Here is a 23,460-nt window from a genome sequence, read left to right on the forward strand (position 1 = left end):
CAGGAGTGATTCGCGTGGATCGTGTCGCGCTGCGCGGCCTGAAGGCCCGCGGGCACCACGGGGTGTTCCCGAGGGAACGCGAGGAGGGCCAGACCTTCGTCGTGGACCTCGTCCTCGGCCTGGACACCCGGCCGGCCGCGGCCGACGACGACCTGGCGAAGACCGTGCACTACGGCATCGTGGCCGAGGAGGTCGTGGCCGTCGTCCAGGGCGAGCCCGTCAACCTCATCGAGACGCTCGCCGAGCGCATCGCCCAGGTATGTCTGAAGCACGAGGGGGTTCAGGAGGTCGAGGTCTGCGTCCACAAGCCGGACGCCCCGATCACCGTCCCCTTCGACGACGTGACCGTCACCATCACCCGGAGCCGAGTATGACTGCACCCTTCCTCAAGGGCCCCAGCGACCCGACCGTACAGCCGGTACCCGCCTCCGTCGTCGAGAAGGTCGACGCCGCCGACACCACGCTCAGCAATCCGAAACGGGCCGTGGTCGCCCTCGGCTCCAACCTCGGGAACCGCCTGGAGACCCTCCAGGGAGCCATCGACGCCCTGGAGGACACCCCCGGCGTCCGCATCAAGGCCGTCTCCCCCGTGTACGAGACCGAGCCCTGGGGCGTGGAGCCCGGCAGCCAGCCCGCCTACTTCAACGCGGTCGTCGTGCTGAAGACCACCCTGCCGCCGTCCTCGCTGCTGGAGCGCGCGCACGCGGTCGAGGAGGCCTTCCACCGCGTCCGGGACGAGCACTGGGGCCCGCGCACCCTGGACGTCGACATCGTCTCCTACGCCGACGTCGTCTCCGACGACCCGCAGCTCACCCTCCCCCACCCCCGCGCCCACGAGCGCGCCTTCGTCCTGGCCCCCTGGCACGACCTGGACCCCGAGGCGCAGCTGCCCGGCCGCGGCCCCGTCGCCGGTCTGCTGGACTCCGTCACCCGCGAGGGCGTGGCGCCGCGCACGGACCTGGAACTCCGGCTGCCCGAGTAGCCGTTAAGGTCGAGACGGCTGCACAACCGGGCCGGAGCCGGGGGAACCGAAGGGACACTGTGAAAGAGCTGCGCATCAGGGTGCTGGCCGGCGTCTTCGTCGTGGCAGGGGTGCTGTCCTGGGCGGGCGCCCGCCTGTGGAACTCGATCGGCACGCTCCCCAGCGTCCCCCTGGCCGCCCCCATCGTCCTGGCCCTGATCGCCGTGGTCCTGCTGGCCACGGCGCTCTCGCTGCGCGCCCGGCTGAGGGCCCAGCGCGAGCGTCAGCCCGACGCCAAGGGCGTCGACCCCATGATGGCGGCCCGCGCGGTCGTCTTCGGCCAGGCCAGCGCCCTGGTCGCCGCCCTGGTCTCCGGCATGTACGGCGGCACCGGCGTCTTCCTGCTGGAGTCCCTCGACATCCCCGCCCGCCGCGACCAGGCCATCTACGCCGGCTTCTCCGTCCTCGCGGGCATCGGCGTCATAGCGGCGGCCATCTTCCTGGAGCGCGTCTGCAAGCTCCCGGACGACGACGAACACGAGGGCACGGGGGCGGCCCCGACCGTGTGACGTGAGGCGTCAGCGCGCCATGATGAGGCTCATCGCCTCGTTCCGCGTCGCCGCGTCCCGCAGCTGCCCCCGCACGGCCGACGTCAGCGTCTTGGCGCCGGGCTTGCGTATCCCGCGCATCGACATGCACATGTGCTCGCACTCCACGACCACGATGACGCCACGCGGTTCCAGGATCTCCATCAGCGAGTCCGCGATCTGCGTGGTGAGTCGTTCCTGCACCTGCGGACGACGGGCGTAGACGTCCACGAGCCGGGCCAGCTTGGACAGCCCGGTGATCTTTCCGCTGTGGGCGGGGATGTACCCGACGTGGGCGACGCCCCGGAACGGCACCAGATGGTGTTCACAGGTCGAGTACACCTCGATGTCCTTCACGAGGACCATCTCGTCGTGCCCGATGTCGAACGTCGTCGTCAGCACGTCCTCGGGTTTCTGCCACAGCCCCGCGAATATCTCCCTGTACGCCCGCGCCACCCGCGCCGGAGTCTCCCGGAGCCCCTCGCGGTCAGGGTCCTCGCCGACCGCGATCAGCAGCTCCCGTACGGCGTTCTCGGCCCGCTTCTCGTCGAACTCGCCGATCTGGCCCTCGCCGTCCAGCATCACGGGGTCGGTCATCTGGTGCCTCGTTCCTGTTTCCATCACGGGCGGCCTGCACAAATGGCGGAAAGCCGCGCCCCCCAGGCTAAAACCTGGGGGGCGCGGCATCCATTCCGGGCCCGGTGGGCCACCGGGAGAGCGCTGATCAGCTCTCGGGGCGGTCCTCCGGGGCTCGCTCGGGCGCCGGGGCGGGCTCCGCCGCGGTGCTCTTCGCGGTGGTGATGGCCGGCGTCGCGCCGTTCGCCCCGTTCGTCAGGGCCAGCTCCTTGGGGGAGAGGACCGGCGGGCGGGTGGACGGCGTACGGCGGGAGGAGCCGGTCCAGGCGGGCCGCGGCGGGCGCTTGACGACCGGGGCGAAGATCTCGGCGATCTCCTCCTTGCCCAGCGTCTCCTTCTCCAGCAACTGCAGCACCAGGTTGTCGAGGACGTCGCGGTTCTCGACCAGGATCTCCCAGGCCTCGTTGTGCGCGGTCTCGATGAGCTTCTTGACCTCTTCGTCGACCAGCGCGGCGACCTCTTCCGAGTAGTCGCGCTGGTGAGACATCTCACGTCCGAGGAAGGGCTCGGTGTTGTCGCCGCCGAACTTGATCGCGCCGAGACGCTCGGTCATGCCGTACTGCGTGACCATCGCCCGGGCCAGGCCCGTGGCCTTCTCGATGTCGTTGGCGGCACCCGTCGTCGGGTCGTGGAAGACGAGCTCCTCGGCCGCGCGGCCGCCCAGCATGTAGGCCAGCTGGTCCAGCATCTCGTTGCGCGTGGTCGAGTACTTGTCCTCGTCCGGCAGCACCATCGTGTAGCCGAGGGCGCGGCCTCTCGACAGGATCGTGATCTTGTGGACGGGATCGGAGTTCGGCGAGGCCGCCGCGACCAGGGCGTGTCCGCCCTCGTGGTACGCGGTGATCTTCTTCTCCTTGTCCGACATGATCCGGGTCCGCTTCTGCGGGCCCGCGACCACACGGTCGATCGCCTCGTCCAGCATGTGGTTGTCGATCAGCTTCTGGTCGCTGCGGGCCGTCAGCAGGGCGGCCTCGTTCAGCACGTTGGCCAGATCGGCACCCGTCATACCGGGCGTACGGCGGGCGACGGCCGACAGGTCGACGTCCGGGGCGACCGGCTTGCCCTTCTGGTGAACCTTGAGGATCTCCAGACGGCCCTGCATGTCCGGGCGGTCGACGGCGATCTGCCGGTCGAATCGGCCGGGGCGCAGCAGCGCCGGGTCGAGGATGTCGGGCCGGTTCGTCGCGGCGATGAGGATCACGCCGCCCTTGACGTCGAAGCCGTCCATCTCGACGAGCAGCTGGTTCAGCGTCTGCTCGCGCTCGTCGTGACCACCGCCGAGGCCGGCGCCGCGGTGGCGGCCGACCGCGTCGATCTCGTCGACGAAGACGATCGCCGGGGCGTTCGCCTTGGCCTGCTCGAACAGGTCACGGACCCGGGAGGCACCGACACCGACGAACATCTCGACGAAGTCGGAACCGGAGATCGAGTAGAACGGCACCCCGGCCTCACCCGCGACGGCACGCGCGAGCAGGGTCTTGCCGGTACCGGGCGGGCCGTACAGCAGCACGCCCTTGGGGATCTTGGCGCCGACGGCCTGGAACTTGGCCGGTTCCTGGAGGAACTCCTTGATCTCGTGGAGCTCCTCGACGGCCTCGTCCGAGCCGGCGACGTCCGAGAACGTCGTCTTCGGGGTGTCCTTGGTGATGAGCTTGGCCTTGGACTTCCCGAAGTTCATGACCCGGGAGCCGCCGCCCTGCATCTGATTCATCAGGAACAGGAAGACGACGACGATGAGGACGAAGGGGAGCAGCGAGAGCAGGATCCCGACGAACGGGTTCTGCTTGGACGGCGAGACCGTGTAGCCGTCCGGGATCTGCTTGTCCTGGAACTTCGCCTGGAGCGTGTTGGCAATCGTCACGCCCTGGTCGCCGATATAGCTCGCCTGGATCTTCGAGCTGCCCTCGATCTTTACGCCGTCCTTGAGCGACGCCTTGATGGTCTGCTCGTCGCCGGTGGTCAGCTTGGCCGACTCGACCTTGTTGTCATTGATCGCCTGGACGACCTGGCCGGTGTCCACCGTCTTGTAGCCGCCGGACGAGCCGACGACCTGCATCAACACGACCACGGCAAGGACGGCCAGCACGATCCACATGACCGGCCCACGGAAGTATCGCTTCACGTCCATCCATACGGAGCGGTGCCGCCCCGTCCCTCCTGCCATAGTGAGTTTGATAAAGGCTGTTCTTCGGACGGTACCCCAGCATTGTCACCTGAAGCCGCGCGGGACGACTGGCGATCCGTCTACGCATGCTCCAACGGCGGGAAGCCCGCCGGGGTTCCCGATCTCCGTCACGGCACCCCGGCCGGAGTTTCAGCCGCCGTACACGTGGGGCGCGAGCGTACCGACGAACGGGAGGTTGCGGTACTTCTCTGCGTAGTCGAGCCCGTAGCCGACGACGAATTCGTTGGGGATGTCGAACCCGACCCATTCCACGTCGATGGCGACCTTCGCGGCCTCGGGCTTGCGCAGCAGCGTGCACACCTTGAGGGAGGCGGGCTCGCGCGAGCCGAGGTTGGAGATCAGCCAGGACAGGGTCAGGCCGGAGTCGATGATGTCCTCGACGATGAGGACGTGCTTGCCCTTGATGTCGGTGTCGAGGTCCTTGAGGATCCGCACCACACCGGAGGACTGGGTGCCCGCCCCGTACGAGGATACGGCCATCCAGTCCATGGTGAGGGGGGTGGACAGCGCCCGGGCGAGATCGGCCATGACCATCACCGCGCCCTTGAGGACGCCGACGATCAGCAGGTCCTTGCCCGCGTACTCCGCGTCGATCTTCGCGGCCAGCTCGGCCAGCTTGGCGTCGATCTCTTCCTTGGTGATGAGTACCTGCTGAAGGTCGGCACCCATGTCTTTCGCGTCCACCCGCATCACTTTCGGTCGTCCCTGACTGAGCGGCCCCTCCACCGACTGCTCGGAGGGGGACGTGATTCAGCCTTGCCGAATCACCAGTCTGCCACCCTGCCGCCGGGCCATGACCTTGCCGGGGAGGTTGATGGCACCCTGACCGCGCCAGCCGGTGATCAACCGGTCGACTTCCTCGAGGTGACGGGCGAACAGCGAACCGGCCGGGGCACCGGCTGCGATGGCGGCCCGGCGCAGCACTCGGCGGCGTACGGCGGGCGGCAGGGCGTAGAGCTTCGCGCACTCCAGTTGCCCGGCGGAGTCACGGACGGTGGCCTCGGCCTGGGTGGCCCAGGAGTCGAGGGCGTCGGCGTCGTCGCGGGACAGCTGGGCCGTACGGGCGAGGGCCTCGACGACGCCCTTGCCGAGGGCCTTCTCCAGTGCGGGCAGGCCCTCGTGGCGCAGCCGGGAGCGGGTGTAGGCCGGGTCGGCGTTGTGGGGGTCGTCCCAGACGGGCAGGGACTGGACCATGCAGGCCTTGCGGGCGGTCTGCCGGTCGAGTTCCAGGAAGGGCCGCCGGTAACGGCCGCCGGCCCCCGAGACCGCGGCCATGCCGGACAGGGAGCGGATGCCGGAGCCCCGGGCGAGGCCCAGCAGGACGGTTTCGGCCTGGTCGTCCCGGGTGTGGCCGAGCAGGACCGCGGCGGCGCCGTGGCGTTCGGCGGCGGTGTCGAGTGCGGCGTAGCGGGCGTCGCGGGCGGCGGCTTCGGGGCCGCCCGCGCGGCCGACGGTCACGGCGACGGAGTCGACGGGGTCGAGGCCGAGTTCACGCAGGCGCTGGACGACTTCCGCGGCCCGTACGTCGGAGCCGGGCTGGAGGCCGTGGTCGACGGTCACGCCGCCGGCTCTGATGCCGAGCTTGGGGGACTCGAAGGCGAGGGCGGAGGCGAGGGCCATGGAGTCGGCGCCGCCGGAGCATGCCACGAGCACGAGCGGCGGGGGCGGCGGCTCGTGCGAGGGGGCGTGCGGGAGTGCGGCGGCGGTGCGGTGTTCGGTGAGCAGGTCGTGGAGGACGCGGCGGACCGCCAGGCGTATCGCCGCGACCGCAGGATGGGGACCCATGTCCGGTTCCCTTCATGAAGTTTTCGGGGGGTGAACCCGAGTGTCGGTCACGCAGAGTGTGTAGATGGTGACAGAACCGGGCCGTTCCCCGAGCATTGCACGCCTACCCCTCGCTCACGGTCCCTCGGACGGGTGATTGGAGGGGCGTTCGCCTGCCGTCGGCCCGTTTCCTTTCACGACCCAACCGCGATGTGCACTACTCGGTCCTGCGATGCACCCGCGCGATCCAGTCCGCCGGTTTGGCGATCTCCGTCTTGGTGGGGAGGGTGTTGGGCGAGGTCCACACGCGGTTGAAGCCGTCCATGCCGACCTCGTCGACGACGGCCCGTACGAAGCGTTCGCCGTCCCGGTACTGACGGAGCTTGGCGTCCAGGCCGAGCAGCTTGCGCAGGGCCAGGTCCAGGCGGGAGGCGCCCTTGGCGCGGCGCTGCTGGAACTTCTCGCGGATCTCCCCGACGGTCGGCACGACGTCCGGTCCGACGCCGTCCATCACGAAGTCGGCGTGGCCCTCCAGCAGGGACATCACGGCCGTGAGGCGGGCGAGGATCTCGCGCTGGGCGGGCGTCTGCACGATCTCGACGAGGGAGCGGCCGCCGTCGTCCTCCTCGGCCTCGGGGCGGCCCCCGGCGAGGCTCTGCGCGGCCTCCCGTACCCGTTCCAGGACGGTCATGGGGTCGACGTCGGTCTCGCCCAGGAAGGACTGGATCTCGCCCTCGAGGTGGTCGCGCAGCCAGGGCACGGCCGTGAACTGCGTGCGGTGTGTCTCCTCGTGCAGGCACACCCAGAGCCTGAAGTCGTGCGGGTCGACGTCGAGTTCGCGCTCCACGTGCACGATGTTCGGGGCGACGAGCAGGAGCCGGCCGCCGCCGTTCTCCCCCGCCGGGAGCTGGCGCGTGGCCGGGGCGAAGGTCTCGTACTGGCCGAGGACGCGGGAGGCCAGGAAGGACAGGAGCATCCCGAGCTCGACGCCGGTGACCTTGCCGCCGACGGCGCTCATGACCGCGCCGCCGGGGGTGTTGCCGCGCCGGTCCTGCATCTTGTCGAGCAGGGGCTTCAGCAGTTCCCGGAAGCCGGCGACGTTCGCCCGGATCCAGCCCGGGCGGTCGACGACCAGGACGGGGGTGTCGTGGCCCTCCTCCGTGCCCAGACGAGTGAAGCCCCGGACGTGACCCTCCGAGGCCTTGGCATGCCGGCGCAGCTCCGCGACGACGGCCCGGGCCTCGTCGCGGCTGACGTCGGGGCCCGGCCGCACGAGCCGGGTCGCGGTCGCGACCGCGAGGTTCCAGTCGACCATGCCGGTTGAAGCACCACCGATGCTCGTCATGCGTCAACCGTACGTGAGCGCCGGCCGCTGGGGCAGGGCGGCGAGGGGGTGGTGGAGCTGGGGGTGCGTTTTGGCTGGCGGCGTCGTAGCCGGCGTGCTGGGTCGGCAGGGCTGGGGTGTCTTGGCCGGTACTCGGCGTTGCAGGCCGTGCCCACCCGTTCCGCCCCAGCGGAACGACTGCCCACGGCGGGGCGGATCGGCTGCCCACGGCCGTGCCTACCGGCAGCCGCAGGCCGCCAGTGTCGTTGCCGCCCTGTCCAGGGCCGTCTGGGCCGCTGCCGGGTCGGTCGTGTTGTTGGCCATGAAGGCGAAGGCCAGCAGGCGGCCGTCCTGGTCGACGACCGTGCCCGCGAGGGTGTTCACGCCGGTCAGGGTGCCTGTCTTGGCGCGGACGACGCCGGCTGCGCCGTCCGTGTAGCGGGTGGTCAGGGTGCCGGTGAAGCCGGCCACGGGGAGGCCGGTGAGGGCCGGGCGGAGTTCGGGGTGGGCGGGGTCGGCCGCCTTGGCCAGGAGGGCGGTGAGGAGGCCGGCGGTCAGACGGTCGGAGCGGTTCAGGCCGCTGCCGTCCTTGAAGGCCGCCCCCTTGAGGGGCAGGCCGAGCTTGCGGAGCTGCGCGTTGATCGCCTGGTCGGCGCCGGCGAAGTCGGCCCGGTGGCCGGTGGCGATCGCCGTCTGGCGGGCGAGGGCCTCGGCGATGTCGTTGTCGCTGTTGGTCAGCATCCGTTCGACGAGGGCCGAGAGCGGGGGCGAGTCCACCGTGGCCAGGGTCTTCGCGCGGGACGTGGCCTTCGACGGCCCGGGGGACGTTGCCTTGATGCCGCGGGACCTCAGCAGGTCCCCGAAGCGGCGGGCCGCGTCCGCGGCCGGGTCGGTCACGCGGGCGACCGGGCCGCTGGTCGAGTCGTCCGTGCGGCCCTCGTCCACCATCAGAGGGCTGACGAGGGCGAGATTGGGGTTGACCCCGATCGGGTGCTTCTGGGTGCCCGCGTACCGGGTCGTGTCGTAGGAGAGCGTCACGTCACGGATGCCGCGCTGGGCCAGGGCCGCGGCCGTCTGGTCGGCCAGGAGGCGCAGACTGGCCGAGCCGTCGGAGGCCTCGCGGGCCGTGAGGGTGGGGTCGCCGCCGCCGACCAGGACGACTTCCTGCGTGTCGGGTTCCAGCGCGGCGCGGGTGGTGAGGCGGTGGTCGGCGCCCATCGCGGACAGCGCGGCGACGGCCGTGGCGATCTTCGTCGTCGAGGCCGGGGTGAGCGCGGCGTCCGAGTCCGTGCCGTACAGGCGCCTGCCGGTCGTGATGTCCACGACCGCCGCTGCCGGCCGGGGGCCGAGCGCCGGGTCCTTCAGCAGGGGCGTGAGGGTCTTCGCGAGGGCCTTGCCGTCCGGGGCGGACTTCACGGTGCTGACACCGCCGAGGCCGGTCAGGACGGGTCCGGCGCTGGGGGCGGGCCGGGGCTGCGCGGGCGCGCCGGGGGCCCGGCCGTGATCTGTGCCACCCGCGCGGCCCAGGGCCACGGCACGGTCCCGCTCGGCCGTACGCTGACCCGAGGAGTCCCAGGGGCCGGCGGCGGTCACCACACCGGCGGCCAGTGCGAGGCCGGCGGTGGCGGCGCCCGCCGTGTAGTGCCAGGTCTTCGGCCGGGTGACCCGCGCGACCTGCGGTTTTCCGGCTCGGGCGAGCCGCGCGATCCGTGGTTTCGCGGCCGCGGCGGCCCTGGCCAGGCGCGGTCGCAGGGCCTGCGCGATCCGCACCGCGTGCGGTTTCGCGGCCCGCCAAGGACGCAGCTCCGGCACGACCACCAGCCCCTTTCGCGATCACACACCTGCGTGAGGGACACTTAACCACCAGAACTATGTGTTGATCATGGAGGAGCCACCGGTGGAGTTCGACGTCACGATCGAGATTCCGAAGGGTTCGCGCAACAAGTACGAGGTGGACCACGAGACCGGTCGTATCCGCCTGGACCGGCGACTCTTCACCTCGACCGCCTACCCGACCGACTACGGCTTCGTCGAGAACACCCTCGGCGAGGACGGCGACCCGCTGGACGCGCTGGTCATCCTGGACGAGCCGACGTTCCCGGGCTGCCTCATCAAGTGCCGGGCGATCGGCATGTTCCGGATGACGGACGAGGCCGGTGGCGACGACAAGCTGCTGTGCGTGCCGGCCACGGACCCGCGTGTGGAGCACCTGCGGGACATCCACCACGTGTCGGAGTTCGACCGCCTGGAGATCCAGCACTTCTTCGAGGTCTACAAGGACCTGGAGCCCGGCAAGTCGGTCGAGGGCGCCGACTGGGTGGGCCGCACCGAGGCCGAGGCCGAGATCGAGCGGTCGTACAAGCGCTTCAAGGACCAGGGCGGTCACTGACCTTTCTGATGCTCACGGGCCGTACGCCTGCGCGTGCGGCCCGTTCGCCTGTATGTGCGCATACTGAGGCTGGGGGGTACTGAGGCTTACGTGTCGTACAGGGAGCGCCAGGCAGTGACGGACGCGGAGGACCGCAAGCCGAAGTCGGACGAGGCGAGGAGCGCCTTCATGCCTCCGGCCGGGGCCGCCGTCGACGGGGACATGTCGACGACGTCGGAGTTCGCGATCCCGGAGGGGCTGGCCGTGCCCCGAACGACCGGTACGGAGTCGGAGACGACGTCCGAGTTCGTCTTCCCCAAGGGACTCGACGTCCCGCAGGCGCCCGCGGCGGAGCCGGAGGGTTCGGCGTTCAACCCGCCGAGGACCTACAGCGCCAAAAACGCCCCGCCCGCCTTCACGCCGCCGACCGGCATCCCCGTGATCAGTCTGACCAAGGACGTGCCCTGGCAGGACCGGATGCGCACGATGCTGCGGATGCCGGTGGCCGAGCGGCCCGCGCCGGAGCCCGCGCACAAGGCGGAAGAGGACGAGGGTCCGGCTGTTCCGCGTGTGCTCGACCTGACGCTGCGTATCGGTGAACTGCTGCTGGCGGGCGGCGAGGGCGCCGAGGACGTGGAGGCGGCGATGTTCGCCGTCTGCCGGTCCTACGGCCTGGACCGCTGCGAGCCGAACGTCACCTTCACCCTGCTGTCGATCTCCCACCAGCCGTCCCTGGTCGACGACCCCGTGACGGCGTCCCGGACGGTACGCCGCCGGGGCACCGACTACACGCGTCTGGCGGCCGTGTACCAGCTGGTGGACGACCTCAGCGACCCGGAGGCGCAGATCTCCCTGGAGGAGGCCTACGGGCGACTCGCCGAGATCCGCCGCAACCGGCACCCCTATCCCGGCTGGGTACTGACCGCCGCAAGCGGGCTGCTGGCGGGCTCGGCATCGGTGCTGGTCGGTGGTGACCTGATCGTCTTCTTCGCGGCCGTGCTGGGCGCGATGCTCGGCGACCGGCTGGCTTGGCTGTGCGCGGGGCGCGGGCTGCCGGAGTTCTACCAGTTCACGGTCGCCGCGACGCCTCCGGCCGCGATCGGGATCGCGCTGACGCTGGCGCACGTGGATGTCGAGGCGTCCGCGGTGATCACTGGTGGGCTGTTCGCGCTGCTGCCCGGGCGGGCGTTGGTGGCGGGCGTGCAGGACGGTCTGACCGGCTACTACATCACGGCGTCCGCACGGCTGCTGGAAGTCATGTACTTCTTCGTGGGCATCGTCGTCGGAGTGCTGGTGATGCTCTACGTCGGCGTCCAGTTGGGCGCCCGCCTCACCCCCGAGGCGGCTCTGAGTACCGATCCACGGCCGCTGTTGCAGATCGGCGCGTCGATGCTGTTGTCCCTGGCCTTCGCGATACTGCTTCAGCAGGAACGATCCACCGTGCTGGCGGTGACGTTGAACGGCGGTGTCGCGTGGTCGGTGTACGGCGCGATGCACTACACGGGCGAATTCTCGCCGGTTGCCTCGACGGCGGTTGCGGCGGGGCTGGTGGGGCTGTTCGGGCAGTTGCTGTCCCGGTACCGGTTCGCGTCGGCGCTCCCGTACACGACGGCGGCCATCGGGCCCCTGCTGCCCGGTTCCGCGTCGTACTTCGGGCTGTTGTCGATCTCGCAGAACAATGTCGACGCGGGGCTGGTGTGGCTGTCGAAGGCCGCGGCGCTGGCGATGGCCATCGCGATCGGAGTGAACCTGGGAACGGAAATCTCGCGGCTATTCCTGCGGATCGGGTCTGCCGAGAAGCGGCGGGCCGCCAAGCGGACCAGGGGTTTCTAGCGCCTCTGCCTGTGCTCGGGCTTCCTGTCCGTTGGCGGCCGCGAGTCGTCTGTCAGTAACCCCCGTTGTACGGGGGCTGGCCCCCGCCCTGCTGGGTGCCGTAGGGCTGCTGCTGGCCGTAGCCCGGGGCCTGGGGGTACTGGCCGTAGTACTGCTGGTCGTTGTAACCGTTCGGGCTGCCGTACGGGGGCTGCTGCGGCTGCTGGTGGGGCTGGTCGTCCGGGGTGATGCGGCGGAGCTGGGTCGTCGCGTCGTCCATGACGGGGGGATGGGGCTGGGCCGCCGGGGCCTCGGCGGCGGCGCGCTTCTTCTTGGAGCGGTCGCGGAGGTACTCGATGACGATCGGGACGACGGAGAGCAGGACGATCAGGATGAGGATCGACTCCACGTTCTTCTTGATGAAGTCGATCTGTCCCAGCCAGTACCCCGCGAGGGTGACGCCGGTGCCCCAGGCGATGCCGCCGATGACGTTGTACGTGAGGAACGTGCGGTACTTCATGCGGCCGGCGCCGGCGACGATGGGGGCGAAGGTGCGCACGATCGGGACGAAGCGGGCCAGGACGATCGCCTTGGGGCCGTACTTCTCCATGAACTCGTGGGCCTTGTCCAGGTTCTCCTGCTTGAAGAGCTTGGAGTTGGGACGGTTGAAGAGCTTCGGGCCCAGGAACTTGCCGATCATGTAGCCCACTTGGTCGCCGATGACGGCGGCGAGCACGATCAGCGTGCAGACCAGCCACAGGGGCTGCGTGATGTAGGTGCCCTCGGCCACGAAGAGGCCCGCCGTGAACAGCAGGGAGTCGCCGGGCAGGAAGGCGAAGAGCCCGGACTCCGCGAAGACGATGAGCAGGATGCCGGGCAGGCTGAACGTCGAGATCAGATAGTCCGGGCTGAGCCACTCGGGGCCGAGCGCAAGCGTGGTCACGGGGATGTGGCTCCTGCTGCTGGGGGTACGGGCTGGGGGCTGACTGCTTCAAAGTATCAACGCAGCCGTCATGGCCCAGGTTCCATGGGCGTACTCAGGATGCACTGTGCGCGGTCCCGGTCAAAGCTGTGAACCATGGGCATCGATGAATACGGCGGCGGACAGGGCCCTCGGCCCGACGTCCTCGTCGTCACCACGAACGACGTACCCGGCCACCGCGTGCAGGAAGTACTCGGCGAGGTCTTCGGACTGACCGTGCGCTCCCGGCACCTGGGGAGCCAGATCGGCGCCGGGCTGAAGTCGATGGTCGGCGGCGAGCTGCGCGGGCTCACCAAGACGCTCGTACAGACCCGCAACCAGGCCATGGAACGGCTCGTCGAACAGGCACGCGCGCGTGGAGCCAACGGTGTGCTCGCGTTCCGCTTCGACGTGACGGAGGCGGCGGACGTGGGCACCGAGGTGTGCGCGTACGGCACGGCGGTGGTCCTGGCCCGGGAGTGAGGCCCGCGCGCGAGCGTGTTTCTGATTTGCGGCGTTTGATCCCTTTATCGTGTGCCCGTGGTCGACACCGAGCAGCAGGCGCCTTCCGTCACTCCGTCGACCCCCGCCCGCGCCCTGCTGCCGTCGATCCTGCCCGCGGTGGCCGTCGGCGTGATGTCCAGCCTGCTCCTGGTGGGGGTGGAGGTCGCCGCCGAGGAGCTCCAGGGCGTGCTGTGGAAGACCGTGCCGGACGCACTGGGCATCGGCCGGTACTCCGTGGCGTGGATGTTCGTGATGCTCGTCGCGACCGGTGTCGCGGTCGGGCTGGTGGTGTGGAAGGTGCCGGGGCACGCAGGACCGGATCCGGCGACCGTGGGGCTGGACGCGCCGGTCCTGCCGCCCTTCGCGCTGCCGGGGCTGCTGCTGGCGACCGCGCTGATGCTGGCCGGCGGGCCGAGCCTCGGCCCGGAGAACCCGATCATCGCCGTGAACGTCGGCCTGGCGGTCTGGCTGGGTGGAAAGGCCATCCCCCGGGCCCCGGGCCGGATCTGGCCGGCGCTGGCGGAGGCGGCGACACTCGGCGCCCTGTTCGGCACGCCCGTGGGGGCCGCCCTCGTCATCTCCGAGGTGCTGTCCCGGCAGGAGACGCGCGGCCTGCTCTGGGACAACCTCTTCGCGCCGCTGACCGCCGCCGTGGCCGGTGCCCTGACGGCCACGCTCATCGACCGCCCGAGCTTCGACCTGGACCTGCCGTCCTTCGGCCGGCCGGGCTGGGCGGACCTGCTGGCGGCCGTCGTGGTCGCCGCGGCGGGGGCGCTGCTCGGCATGTGCGTCGTGCGTGCGCTCCCGTACGTCCACGGTGTCTTCCGCCGGCTGCGGCACCCGATGCTGATGCTCCCGGCGGGCGGGGCCGTCCTGGGCGCTCTCGCGGCCCTGGGCGGCCATCTGACGCTGTTCAAGGGGCTCGACGAGATCGCCGAGCTGGCGCACGACCCGGACGGCTGGTCGGCCGGGGAGTTCGCCGTCATGACGGTGGTGAAGCTGGCCGCGCTGCTCGTCGCCGCGTCCTGCGGTTTCCGCGGCGGGCGCATCTTCCCGGCCGTGTTCGCCGGCACCGCCCTGGGTCTGTGCGCGCACGCCCTGGTGTCCGGGGTGCATCCGTCGGTGGGGGTGTCCGCCGGTGTGCTCGGGATGCTGCTGGCGATCACCCGGCAGGGCTGGATCAGCCTGTTCGTCGCCGCGGTGCTGATCGACTCGCCGGGGATCCTCGTCCTGCTCTGCGTCGCCTCGCTGCCGGCCTGGCTGCTGGTGACGGGCCGGCAGCAGATGCAACTGCGGCCGGACGGGACGCCGGTCCGATGACCCCACCTCTCCCCCGCCAACCCTTCCGGAGCCCCTCATGCCACTGAACGAAGGCCCCCGCCGGCCCGGCGAACGCCGCCTGTCGGTCAACCCCTTCTACGGCCCCGCCAACCCGCTCGGCGACATGGCCGAGGCCCCGCCCACGCACCGGCTCCCGGACCAGCCCATGGCGCCGGTGACCGCCCACCAGCTGGTGCGCGACGAGCTGATGCTCGACGGCAACGCGCGGCTGAACCTCGCCACCTTCGTCACCACCTGGATGGAGCCGGAGGCCGGGGTGCTGATGGCGGAGTGCCGGGACAAGAACATGATCGACAAGGACGAGTACCCGCGCACGGCCGAGCTGGAGCGGCGGTGCGTGGCGATGCTCGCCGACCTGTGGCACGCGCCCGATCCGGCGGCGGCCGTGGGCTGTTCGACGACCGGGTCGAGCGAGGCGTGCATGCTCGCCGGGATGGCCCTGAAGCGGCGGTGGGCGCGGCGCAACGCCGACCGGTACCCGGGGGCACGGCCGAATCTGGTGATGGGCGTGAACGTGCAGGTCTGCTGGGAGAAGTTCTGCAACTTCTGGGAGGTCGAGGCCCGGCTGGTCCCCATGGAGGGCGAGCGGTTCCACCTGGATCCGCAGGCAGCGGCCGAGCTGTGCGACGAGAACACCATCGGGGTCGTCGGGATCCTGGGCTCGACCTTCGACGGGTCCTACGAGCCGGTCGCGGAGCTGTGCGCGGCGCTGGACGCGGTGCAGGAGCGGACCGGGCTCGACATCCCCGTGCATGTCGACGGGGCGTCCGGTGCCATGGTCGCGCCGTTCCTCGACGAGGACCTGGTGTGGGACTTCCGGCTGCCGAGGGTGGCGTCGATCAACACCTCGGGGCACAAGTACGGCCTCGTCTACCCGGGCGTGGGCTGGGCGCTGTGGCGGGACGCGGAGGCGCTGCCGGAGGAGCTGGTGTTCCGGGTGAACTACCTGGGCGGCGACATGCCGACGTTCGCGCTCAACTTCTCCCGGCCCGGCGCGCAGGTCGTGGCCCAGTACTACACGTTCCTGCGGCTGGGCCGGGACGGCTACCGGGCCGTGCAGCAGGCCGCGCGGGACGTGGCCACGGGCATGGCCGCGCGGATCGAGGCGCTGGGCGACTTCCGGCTGCTGACCCGGGGCGAGCAGTTGCCGGTGTTCGCCTTCACGACCGCGCCGGACGTCACGGCGTACGACGTCTTCGACGTCTCGCGGCGGCTGCGCGAGAGCGGCTGGCTGGTGCCCGCGTACACCTTCCCGGCCAACCGCGAGGACCTGTCCGTGCTGCGCGTGGTGTGCCGCAACGGGTTCTCGGCCGACCTCGCCGAGCTTCTCACGCAGGACCTGGAACGGCTGCTGCCGGAACTGCGCCGGCAGCAGCGCCCCTTCACCCGGGACAAGGGTGCGGCCACCGGGTTCCACCACTAGCGGCTCAGGACTCCATGACTAGCGGCTCAGCCGCCCGAACCTCCGTACCGCCAGCGGGAAGAACACCGTCAGCAGGGCCAGGGGCCAGACGATCGCCGCCCACACGTGCCCGGACTCCGCGCCGGGGCTGCCGAACAGGTCCCGTACGGCCGTGGCCGTGTGGGACATCGGGTTCCACTCGACGACCGTGCCGAGCCAGCCGGGCATGGTGTCGGGCAGGGCCAGGGCGTTGGACAGGAAGCCGACCGGCCAGACCAGGATCTGCACGGCCTGGACCATTTCCGGCTTCCCGGCCACCAGCGCCAGGTGGATGCCGATCCACAGCATGGCGAAGCGGAACAGGAGCAGCAGGCCCACGGCTCCCAGGAAGGCCGCCGGAGTGCCGTGGGTCCGCCAGCCCAGGGCGGCGCCCACGCCGATGAGGACCACCAGGGCCATCGCCGACTGGAGCATGTCGGCGGCCGAACGGCCCACCAGTACCGCTCCGTTAGTCATGGGCATGGCGCGGAAGCGGTCGATCACACCCTTGTTGAGGTCCTGCGTGACGGCGAGCATCGTGCCCTCCAGGCCGAAGGCCATGGTGAGCGCGAGCATGCCGGGGATCAGATAGTCGCGGTACTCGCCGCCCACGCCCCGGCCGCCGCCGACCAGGTAGCCGAACATGAGCAGCAGCATCACCGGGAAGACGAGGTTGACGACCAGCTGGACCGGCTGCCGCCCCCAGCGGGCGAGTTCCCGGCGGGTCATGGTCCAGGAGTCGGTCAGGGCGTGGGCGGTCACGCGGCCTCCTTCACTCGGCGGTCGTCTCCGGTCAGGTGCAGGAACACCTCGTCCAGCGTCGGGCGGCGCAGCGCGACGTCCTCCGCCTCGATCCCGGCCTCCTGAAGGGCCCGTACGACCCCGGAGAGCGCCTCCATGCGGTCGGTCACCGGGGCGCTCAGCAGCCGGCGGTCGGTGTCGACGCTGACCCCGGTGAGGGGCAACAGGGCGACGGCGGCCCCCAGTTGGCCGGCGTGCCGCAGGACCACGTCGATGCGGTCGCCGCCGGCCCGCGCCTTCAGCTCGTCCGCCGTGCCCTCGGCGATGACCCGGCCGGCGTCGACGACCGAGATGCGGTCGGCGAGCTGGTCGGCCTCCTCCAGGTACTGCGTGGTGAGCAGGACCGTCGCACCGCCGCCGACCAAGGAGCGGACGGAGTCCCACACTTCGGCGCGACCACGCGGGTCGAGGCCGGTGGTCGGCTCGTCCAGGAACAGCACCTCCGGTTCGGTGATCAGGGAGGCCGCGAGGTCCAGGCGGCGCCGCATGCCACCGCTGTACTGCCGGACCGCCTTGCGGCCGGTGCCGGCCAGACCGAAGCGCTCCAGGAGTTCGTCGGCACGCGCGCGTGCCCGCCGCGCGCCCAGGTGGTGCAGCCGGCCGAACAGCTCCAGGTTCTGCCGCCCGCCGAGCTCCTCGTCGAGCGCGGCGTGCTGGCCGAGCAGGCCGATCCGCAGCCGCACGGCGTACGCCTCGCGCACCACGTCGTGCCCGGCCACCTCGATCCGGCCCGCGTCGGGGCGCAGCAGTGTGGACAGGATCCTCACCAGGGTGGTCTTGCCCGCGCCGTTCGGGCCGAGCACCCCGTGCACCGTGCCGCGCGCGACCGTGAGGTCGAGCCCGTCCAGCGCCTTCTTGTCGCCGTATCTCTTCTCCGCGCCTTCGACGGTGATCGCCGTGTCGGCCACAGGGACTCCCTTGCTAGTCAAACTTGACTACAAGCTCGAACGTAACCCCGTCCGAGCCACTCGTCAAATTTGATTAGAGCGCGTCCCCGGGGTGCGGCTCCCCCGTGGCGTACGGGTTCTCCTCACCCTCGGCCAGGAGCCCGACGAACGGGTCACCCTCGTCGGCGAAGGTGTAGGCGCCGCCCTCGATGCGCTCGATGAGACCGCGGGTCCACTCGGCCTCGGAGTCGGCCGTGTGGACCCACATGTTCATGATCTCGCCGATGTGGCCCAGCTGGCCGGGCCCCTCCTCGGGGACGTAGTGCTCCAGGACGGAGGCCCGCCACTGCTCGATCCGCAGGGTGCGCTCCTTCAGCAGCGCGACCGCCTCGGCGCGCGGCAGGTCGACGATGAAGCCGACGGCCGCCGTCTTCGCGTCCGCGCGCTGGTCATAGGTGACCAGCGCCTCCCGCAGCAGCCGGAAGTACTCCTCGCTGCCCTGCCCGGTGACCTCGTACTCGGTGCGCGGCGGGCCGCCGGCCGTGGACGGGGCGATCTCGTGCGCGTGCAGCAGGCCCTGCTTCGCCATCTGCTTCATGGCGTGGTAGATCGAGCCGGGCTTGGCCGTGGACCACTCGTGCGCGCCCCAGTACTCCAGGTCGTTGCGCACCTGGTAGCCGTGGGCGCGGCCGTGCATGCGGACCGCGCCGAGCACGAGGAGGCGGATCGTTGACATGCGGCCAAGGTTATGCCTCGGCCACCGCCCGCTGTTCCTCGGCCACCAGCTCGAAAGCCGTCCGGCCGTCGAGCGACTCGCGGATGACGTCGGCGTGGCCGGCGTGCCGGGCCGTCTCGCGGATCAGGTGCAGGCACAGCCAGCGCATGGAGACCCGCCCGTCCGGCGGGAACCAGGGCTGGGGCGGCAGCGCGAAGGTGTCGTCGAGGCTCGGCACCGAGCGGATGAAGGCCTCCGTCTCCGCGGCGACCTTCTCCCAGTACGCCAGCTGCGACTCGACGGTCTCGTCCCTCACCAGCCGGAAGCACTCGTGCCAGTTGCTCTGGTCCCGCTCGACGGCCGGCGGCTCGCCCTTGGCCAGGGCGAGCCACAACTGCTCGACCTCGACGACGTGCTTGAGCAGCCCGGCGAGCGACAGCTCACTGGCGCTGGGCGTGCTCATGGCCTGCTCGTCGGTCAGACCCAGCACCGCCCGCCGGATGCCGCCGCGCTGCTCCTCGATGAAGGAAAGCAGCGCTCCGCGCTCGTCGCCGTGTGCCTCCGCGGGAACGTGAGTGACCATGACCGCCGCCTTTCGTCGGCCCGGGGGCCTCTTCCCCCTGACACCGACGAAGCTACGCACCCTTGCGGTCAGTTTCTGTCCGCAAGGACAGCCGCTCTTAGCGAGAGAGCCCTCCAGTCCGACAGCGGGCCGAGCACCAACCGCCCGGCCCGCCCGTCGTCTGGGATGCCGACGCCGTCCGCGACGACGTGCGCGAATACATCGTCGAGCACCTCCATGACGAGGCAGCGATGCTGGTCGTCGACGAGACCGGCGACGTGAAGAAGGGCGCCGACACGGTCGGGGTCCAGCACCAGCACCAGCACTCCGGAACGGCCGGGCGGATCGAGAACTCCCGGGTCGCCGTCCACCTCGTCTACGCCGACGAGCGGGGACACGCGGCGGTGGACCGAGAGCTGTACATCCCGCGCTCCTGGAAGTGCCCATCCGGATTGCTGTCGGGCAGCCCGAAACCGCGCACGGCTCTGGAGGGACTGGGCATCAGAAGCCCCCTAGGTCCTCGCGGTGGCCTGTTCCGCTGGACGCGCCGGAGATAGCGCTGTGGATGACGCCGGATCAAGAAGGACTCCAGCCTGATCCATCACAGCGACCGCGGCTCGCAGGCCGAGATCAGGCCGTACCGGCCGCAGTACTCGGAGCCGTCGGCGAGCATCGCCCCGTAGGGGCCGACGGGCGCCGCCCCCCACAGCGGGGCTCTGCCTGGGCCCGGTGCGCGCTCTCGCGAACCATGCCCACGCTCGCGGCGATTGCTCGGCCGCCCGCGCACGCCAGCCTCACACCAGGCGAGATGCGCCTCGGCGATCGCCTCGGGCCGCTCGGCGAGCAGCCGCGTCGGCCACAGCTCGTCGCTCAGGTCGTGCCCGGCGGAATCCAACTGGTTGGACATGCCGCCGACGGCAGTCGAAGCGCGGGTGTGAGCGGCCCGCCATGTCCGGTATGTGGGAGGCCTGTGGTGACGGCGCCGTGTACGGCCCCGTGAGGTGACGAACGCGGCCGGCCACCCCGGGCCGGCCCCGCCGGTCCGTCCTCAGCAGGTCAAGCGGCGCTCGGCGCTCTCATAGGTGGCGAGGTTGGAGTCGACGCCCACGACGGTCTTGTAGGTGTAGGTGCCGGAACCCGTGCACTTCCAATACGCGATCTTGGAGCCGCTCTCGAGCGGGGTCCAGTCCATCTCCTCCCAGCCGTACCAGCGGTGGCGCAGCAGGGATATCGTGGCGTCCCTGCACTTGCTGCTGGTCTTGCTGGCCGCGCCGATGATCTCACTGATGCCCTTGTAGGGGGCCGAGATCTTGTAGCAGCTCCGGTCCCAGTCCTCGGCGGAGGCCGGTGTGGCCGGCATCAGTAGCGTGGCCGCGCAGGCCAGAGCGACGGCGGCGCATGACTTTCCAGCGAACCCGAGAGTTCTCATGACAGAAGCTCCTGTCTGCGGGAATGTGGGGGGATACAGGATGAAAGAATCCTTTCATCAGGGCCAAGACAAGATCAAGTCGGCGCGGCCATGTCTGGCTTTCCGTCAAAGTCCTGCGTCACCCTGCCACTTGGCGTCGAACGGCACGGCACGGCGCGGCACTGTGCGGCGTTTCCGTGCTGCGTCGGGCGGGGCCGGGCCCGGGTCCTGGCTCGCGGCCGCGTTCTGCCTCGCCCGACCCGTCGACCTCCCCGGACCGCACCCTTACCACCCGCTGAACAGCCCCAACCGCCACACCGGTATCCAGGCCCTCGACTGCAACCCCGACGGCGGCGGCGCTCCTTGACAAGCCGTTCGGAGACGTCCTACGCGCACTCCTGCGGCGGGCGCGAACACCCGCCATGGGGGAGCTCACCTTCGGGACCGAGTTGGGCGCGGCTCTCGTCGCCTGGAGCGAGGCGGCTTCAGGCCACTGACAAGGTCGGCCCTCATGGCCCGAACACCCTCAGAACGGGAAGCCGCTCCGGCCGTGCTGCACGGAGATCCACTTCAGCGTGGTGAAGGAGTCCAGCATCGTCTCGCCGTTGAGCCGGCCGAGGCCCGAGTGCTTCTCGCCGCCGAACGGGACGATCGGCTCGTCGTGGACGGTGCCGTCGTTCACGTGGAACATGCCCGTGTCGATCTGCTTGGCGAAGTTCACGCCGCGCTCGATGTCAGCGGTGTGCACGGCGCCGCTCAGGCCGTACGGGGTGTCGTTGACGAGGCGTACGGCCTCCTCCTCGCCGTCGAACGGGACGAGGAACGCGACCGGGCCGAAGACCTCCTGCCGCAGCAGGGCCGAGTCGGCGGGCAGGCCCGTCAGCACGGACGGTTCGACGAGGTTGTCGGTCCGCCCGCCGCGCACCAGGGCCGTGGCGCCCTCGGCGAGGGCCTGCTCGACCACGCCCGCGACGGCGTCCGCCTGCGAGGAGTTGATGACCGGGCCGATGACGGTCTCCGGGTCGCGCGGGTCGCCCGCCTTGAGGGTCTTCACCTTGGCGACGAACTTCTCGGTGAACTCGTCGGCGACGGACCGGTCGACCAGGACGCGGTTGGCGGCCATGCAGACCTGGCCCTGATGGACGTAGCGGCTGAAGACGGCCGCGTCGACCGCGTAGTCGATGTCGGCGTCGTCGAGGACCACCAGCGCGCTGTTGCCGCCCAGTTCGAGGACCGAGCGCTTGAACTGCCGGGCGCAGACGGTCGCCACGTGCCGGCCGACCTGGTCGGAGCCGGTGAAGGAGATGACCTTGGGGATCGGGTGCTCGAGGAAGGCGTCGCCGATCTCCGCGATGTCGGTGATGAGGACGTTCAGCAGACCGCCGGGCAGCCCCGCGTCCTCGAAGATCTTCGCGACCAGGGCGCCGCCGACGATCGGCGTGTTCTGGTGCGGCTTGAGCACCACGGCGTTGCCGAGGGCGAGCGCCGGGGCGACGGACTTGATCGAGAGCAGGAACGGGAAGTTGAAGGGGCTGATCACGCCCACGACGCCGACCGGCACGCGGTAGACGCGGTTCTCCTTGCCGTCCACCGGCGAGGGGAGGATCCGGCCTTCGGGGCGCAGCGCGAGCTGGACCGCCTCGCGCAGGAACTCCTTGGCGAGGTGCAGTTCGAAGGCGGCCTTCAGACGCGTCCCGCCGAGCTCGGCGATGATCGCCTCGGATATCTCGGCCTCGCGCTCCTCGATGAGCCTCAGGGCCTTCTCGAAGACGGCACGGCGGGCGTAGGGGTTGGTCGCGGCCCACTGCTTCTGGGCGCGGGCGGCCGCCTGGTACGCCTGGTCGACCTCGTCGACCGTGGCTATGGTGATCGACGCCAGCTTCTCGTCGTCGTACGGGTTGAAGTCGATGATGTCCCAGGAGCCGGTACCCGGGCGCCACTCACCGTCGATGTACTGCTGTGCAAGGTCGGTGAAGTAGGACGACGACATGTGATCCCTCGATCCCTAGCAGACCCTCGATCGCGCCTTCACGATCTGATCACACGTCATCGTACTTAGGTTTCGGGAGAGTTGGAGGTTTCAGGAGAGTTGGAGGAGCCCCCGGAGAAGGTCCCGGCTCTCCGAAGGGCCCGGGCTGTCGCTCTGGAGTTCCTTGAGCGCCTTCTCGTACTGGGCGACGTCCTCGGGCTTGTCCAGGTACAGCGCGCTGGTGAGCTGCTCCAGGTAGACGACGTCCGAGAGGTCGGACTCCGGGAAGCTGAGGATCGTGAACGCGCCACTTTCGCCGGAGTGGCCGCCGAGGCTGAACGGCATCACCTGGAGCCGTACGTTGGGCCGCTCGGAGATCTCGATGAGGTGCTGGAGCTGGCCGCGCATCACCTCGCGGTCGCCGTAGGGGCGGCGCAGGGCGGCCTCGTCCAGGATGATGTGGAAGTCGGGCGCCCTCTCGTCGACGAGGTACTTCTGCCGCTCCAGGCGCAGCGCCACGCGCCGCTCGACATCGGCCTCGCTGGCGCCCTGCATGCCACGCCGGACCACCGCGTGCGCGTACGCCTCCGTCTGGAGCAGGCCGTGCACGAACTGCACCTCGTAGGCCCGGATCAGCGAGGCGGCGCCTTCCAGGCCGACGTAGGTGGGGAACCAGCTCGGCAGCACGTCCGAGTAACTGTGCCACCAGCCCGCGACGTTGGCCTCCTTCGCCAGGGACAGCAGGGAGGCGCGCTCCTGCTCGTCCGTGATGCCGTACAGCGTGAGCAGGTCCTCGACGTCTCTGGTCTTGAAGCTCACCCGGCCCAGCTCCATCCGGCTGATCTTCGACTCGGAGGCGCGGATCGAGTAGCCCGCCGCCTCGCGCGTGATGCCCCGAGCCTCACGCAGTCGCCTGAGTTGTGATCCGAGCAGCATGCGCCGCACCACCGATCCCGGCTCTCCCGCGCTCACGTTCGCCAGCCTCCCCAACGTCTTCAGGGGCCGAAGTCTGCCACTAAAACACTCCGAGCAGTACTCGTCCGGTTACGGAAACGGAATCGAGACAGGGGACGCACGCGCGCGGATTCAAGAAAGAGGCAAGCGAACGGGCAGACAGGGCCGTGAAGACGACGGAAAAATTAACCAACAAGCGGTACGGGACGACTCATTCCGGTCACGTGCACGTGCATCTGCCCTTGCATCTGCTGTACGCATCCGAAACCATGGTCCCGCA

22 protein-coding genes and 2 pseudogenes are annotated in these 23,460 nt (G+C 70.3%); 9 read left to right on the forward strand and 15 right to left on the reverse strand.

What is annotated here, in order from left to right; all coding sequences use genetic code 11:
• The first annotated feature begins 14 nt into the window (after window positions 1–14).
• The 3 genes from folB to MQE23_RS19730 are packed head-to-tail and all read left to right on the forward strand — an operon-like array spanning window position 15 to window position 1,530.
• Window positions 15–374: a dihydroneopterin aldolase gene (gene folB / locus MQE23_RS19720; protein WP_020270239.1), complete on the forward strand. Its 360-nt coding sequence runs from the start codon at window positions 15–17 to the stop codon at window positions 372–374.
• The gene (gene folK / locus MQE23_RS19725; RefSeq protein WP_020270240.1) at window positions 371–982 is read left to right on the forward strand and encodes a 2-amino-4-hydroxy-6-hydroxymethyldihydropteridine diphosphokinase; all 612 of its coding nucleotides are present in this window, start codon (window positions 371–373) and stop codon (window positions 980–982) included. Before folB ends, folK begins: the two co-directional genes overlap by 4 nt.
• 59 nt (window positions 983–1,041) lie before the next feature.
• Window positions 1,042–1,530, forward strand: a complete 489-nt coding sequence (locus tag MQE23_RS19730) for a DUF3180 domain-containing protein (protein ID WP_020270241.1) — start codon at window positions 1,042–1,044, stop codon at window positions 1,528–1,530.
• A gap of 9 nt (window positions 1,531–1,539) precedes the next feature.
• Here the strand turns inward: MQE23_RS19730 and folE are convergent, their stop codons facing one another.
• The 6 genes from folE to dacB form a co-directional block, all read right to left on the reverse strand.
• Window positions 1,540–2,145 (reverse strand): GTP cyclohydrolase I FolE, encoded by a 606-nt coding sequence (gene folE / locus MQE23_RS19735; protein ID WP_020270242.1) that lies wholly within the window; start codon window positions 2,143–2,145, stop codon window positions 1,540–1,542.
• Window positions 2,146–2,272: 127 nt separating this feature from the next.
• Window positions 2,273–4,312 (reverse strand): ATP-dependent zinc metalloprotease FtsH, encoded by a 2,040-nt coding sequence (ftsH, locus tag MQE23_RS19740; protein ID WP_020270243.1) that lies wholly within the window; start codon window positions 4,310–4,312, stop codon window positions 2,273–2,275.
• 186 nt (window positions 4,313–4,498) lie between these two features.
• Entirely contained in the window at window positions 4,499–5,059 is a 561-nt protein-coding gene (gene hpt / locus MQE23_RS19745) for a hypoxanthine phosphoribosyltransferase (protein ID WP_020270244.1), read from the reverse strand.
• A gap of 60 nt (window positions 5,060–5,119) precedes the next feature.
• Window positions 5,120–6,154 (reverse strand): tRNA lysidine(34) synthetase TilS, encoded by a 1,035-nt coding sequence (gene tilS / locus MQE23_RS19750; RefSeq protein WP_243379724.1) that lies wholly within the window; start codon window positions 6,152–6,154, stop codon window positions 5,120–5,122.
• Between the two features lie 196 nt (window positions 6,155–6,350).
• Window positions 6,351–7,478: a zinc-dependent metalloprotease gene (locus MQE23_RS19755; protein WP_037667219.1), complete on the reverse strand. Its 1,128-nt coding sequence runs from the start codon at window positions 7,476–7,478 to the stop codon at window positions 6,351–6,353.
• A 216-nt stretch (window positions 7,479–7,694) separates the two neighbouring features.
• On the reverse strand, window positions 7,695–9,275 hold the full coding sequence (dacB, locus tag MQE23_RS19760) for a D-alanyl-D-alanine carboxypeptidase/D-alanyl-D-alanine-endopeptidase (RefSeq protein ID WP_243379725.1): 1,581 nt from the start codon (window positions 9,273–9,275) through the stop codon (window positions 7,695–7,697).
• Between the two features lie 79 nt (window positions 9,276–9,354).
• Between dacB and MQE23_RS19765 the strand changes: the two genes are divergently transcribed.
• Both MQE23_RS19765 and MQE23_RS19770 read left to right on the forward strand, forming a co-directional pair.
• Window positions 9,355–9,846, forward strand: a complete 492-nt coding sequence (locus MQE23_RS19765; RefSeq protein ID WP_031487466.1) for an inorganic diphosphatase — start codon at window positions 9,355–9,357, stop codon at window positions 9,844–9,846.
• 114 nt (window positions 9,847–9,960) lie between these two features.
• Complete coding sequence (locus tag MQE23_RS19770) at window positions 9,961–11,658, forward strand: threonine/serine exporter family protein (protein WP_243379726.1); 1,698 nt, start codon at window positions 9,961–9,963, stop codon at window positions 11,656–11,658.
• 52 nt (window positions 11,659–11,710) lie between these two features.
• Here the strand turns inward: MQE23_RS19770 and MQE23_RS19775 are convergent, their stop codons facing one another.
• A complete protein-coding gene (locus MQE23_RS19775; protein WP_020271524.1) occupies window positions 11,711–12,580 on the reverse strand; it encodes a VTT domain-containing protein in 870 nt (289 codons plus the stop codon).
• A 135-nt stretch (window positions 12,581–12,715) separates the two neighbouring features.
• Here MQE23_RS19775 and MQE23_RS19780 point away from each other — a divergent pair, with 135 nt between their 5' ends.
• The 3 genes from MQE23_RS19780 to MQE23_RS19790 are packed head-to-tail and all read left to right on the forward strand — an operon-like array spanning window position 12,716 to window position 15,866.
• On the forward strand, window positions 12,716–13,081 hold the full coding sequence (locus MQE23_RS19780) for a YbjQ family protein (RefSeq protein ID WP_010044286.1): 366 nt from the start codon (window positions 12,716–12,718) through the stop codon (window positions 13,079–13,081).
• Window positions 13,082–13,132: 51 nt separating this feature from the next.
• Window positions 13,133–14,422, forward strand: a complete 1,290-nt coding sequence (locus MQE23_RS19785) for an ion channel protein (protein WP_243379727.1) — start codon at window positions 13,133–13,135, stop codon at window positions 14,420–14,422.
• A gap of 37 nt (window positions 14,423–14,459) precedes the next feature.
• Window positions 14,460–15,866, forward strand: a complete 1,407-nt coding sequence (locus tag MQE23_RS19790; protein WP_020271522.1) for a glutamate decarboxylase — start codon at window positions 14,460–14,462, stop codon at window positions 15,864–15,866.
• 18 nt (window positions 15,867–15,884) lie between these two features.
• On the opposite strand, the gene MQE23_RS19795 is transcribed toward MQE23_RS19790, so the two are convergent.
• From MQE23_RS19795 to MQE23_RS19810, 4 genes are all read right to left on the reverse strand, one after another.
• A complete protein-coding gene (locus MQE23_RS19795; RefSeq protein ID WP_020271521.1) occupies window positions 15,885–16,646 on the reverse strand; it encodes an ABC transporter permease in 762 nt (253 codons plus the stop codon).
• Complete coding sequence (locus MQE23_RS19800) at window positions 16,643–17,593, reverse strand: daunorubicin resistance protein DrrA family ABC transporter ATP-binding protein (protein WP_020271520.1); 951 nt, start codon at window positions 17,591–17,593, stop codon at window positions 16,643–16,645. Before MQE23_RS19800 ends, MQE23_RS19795 begins: the two co-directional genes overlap by 4 nt.
• Window positions 17,594–17,666: 73 nt before the next feature.
• Window positions 17,667–18,308 (reverse strand): PadR family transcriptional regulator, encoded by a 642-nt coding sequence (locus tag MQE23_RS19805; RefSeq protein WP_020271519.1) that lies wholly within the window; start codon window positions 18,306–18,308, stop codon window positions 17,667–17,669.
• 10 nt (window positions 18,309–18,318) lie between these two features.
• Window positions 18,319–18,870 carry a DinB family protein gene (locus MQE23_RS19810; RefSeq protein WP_020271518.1) on the reverse strand — a complete coding sequence of 184 codons (552 nt, stop codon included), beginning with the start codon at window positions 18,868–18,870 and terminating at the stop codon, window positions 18,319–18,321.
• A gap of 161 nt (window positions 18,871–19,031) precedes the next feature.
• Here MQE23_RS19810 and MQE23_RS19815 point away from each other — a divergent pair.
• Window positions 19,032–19,292 (forward strand): annotated as a pseudogene (locus tag MQE23_RS19815) (transposase); the annotation flags it as partial.
• A gap of 188 nt (window positions 19,293–19,480) precedes the next feature.
• On the opposite strand, the pseudogene MQE23_RS19820 reads toward MQE23_RS19815, so the two are convergent.
• From MQE23_RS19820 to MQE23_RS19835, 4 genes and pseudogenes are all read right to left on the reverse strand, one after another.
• Window positions 19,481–19,762 (reverse strand): annotated as a pseudogene (locus MQE23_RS19820) (homocysteine S-methyltransferase family protein); the annotation flags it as partial.
• A 135-nt stretch (window positions 19,763–19,897) separates the two neighbouring features.
• On the reverse strand, window positions 19,898–20,209 hold the full coding sequence (locus MQE23_RS19825; RefSeq protein WP_010044268.1) for a hypothetical protein: 312 nt from the start codon (window positions 20,207–20,209) through the stop codon (window positions 19,898–19,900).
• Between the two features lie 574 nt (window positions 20,210–20,783).
• A complete protein-coding gene (locus MQE23_RS19830) occupies window positions 20,784–22,247 on the reverse strand; it encodes an aldehyde dehydrogenase family protein (protein ID WP_020271515.1) in 1,464 nt (487 codons plus the stop codon).
• 90 nt (window positions 22,248–22,337) lie between these two features.
• Entirely contained in the window at window positions 22,338–23,162 is an 825-nt protein-coding gene (locus tag MQE23_RS19835) for a helix-turn-helix transcriptional regulator (RefSeq protein WP_051185528.1), read from the reverse strand.
• Window positions 23,163–23,460 lie beyond the last annotated feature (298 nt).

This window comes from Streptomyces sp. HP-A2021 (genome assembly GCF_022807935.1).
GTDB classification, from domain to species: Bacteria; Actinomycetota; Actinomycetes; order Streptomycetales; family Streptomycetaceae; genus Streptomyces; species Streptomyces afghaniensis.

Bases quoted from the DNA above. Each gene is read 5' to 3' on its own strand.
- folK (WP_020270240.1), top strand. From the start codon at position 371: ATGACTGCACCCTTCCTCAAGGGCCCCAGCGACCCGACCGTACAGCCG.
- folE (WP_020270242.1), bottom strand. From the start codon at position 2,145: ATGACCGACCCCGTGATGCTGGACGGCGAGGGCCAGATCGGCGAGTTC.
- ftsH (WP_020270243.1), bottom strand. From the start codon at position 4,312: ATGGACGTGAAGCGATACTTCCGTGGGCCGGTCATGTGGATCGTGCTG.
- hpt (WP_020270244.1), bottom strand. From the start codon at position 5,059: ATGCGGGTGGACGCGAAAGACATGGGTGCCGACCTTCAGCAGGTACTC.
- tilS (WP_243379724.1), bottom strand. From the start codon at position 6,154: ATGGGTCCCCATCCTGCGGTCGCGGCGATACGCCTGGCGGTCCGCCGC.
- MQE23_RS19755 (WP_037667219.1), bottom strand. From the start codon at position 7,478: ATGACGAGCATCGGTGGTGCTTCAACCGGCATGGTCGACTGGAACCTC.
- MQE23_RS19780 (WP_010044286.1), top strand. From the start codon at position 12,716: ATGGGCATCGATGAATACGGCGGCGGACAGGGCCCTCGGCCCGACGTC.
- MQE23_RS19790 (WP_020271522.1), top strand. From the start codon at position 14,460: ATGCCACTGAACGAAGGCCCCCGCCGGCCCGGCGAACGCCGCCTGTCG.
- MQE23_RS19805 (WP_020271519.1), bottom strand. From the start codon at position 18,308: ATGTCAACGATCCGCCTCCTCGTGCTCGGCGCGGTCCGCATGCACGGC.
- MQE23_RS19810 (WP_020271518.1), bottom strand. From the start codon at position 18,870: ATGGTCACTCACGTTCCCGCGGAGGCACACGGCGACGAGCGCGGAGCG.
- MQE23_RS19825 (WP_010044268.1), bottom strand. From the start codon at position 20,209: ATGCCGGCCACACCGGCCTCCGCCGAGGACTGGGACCGGAGCTGCTAC.
- MQE23_RS19830 (WP_020271515.1), bottom strand. From the start codon at position 22,247: ATGTCGTCGTCCTACTTCACCGACCTTGCACAGCAGTACATCGACGGT.
- MQE23_RS19835 (WP_051185528.1), bottom strand. From the start codon at position 23,162: ATGCTGCTCGGATCACAACTCAGGCGACTGCGTGAGGCTCGGGGCATC.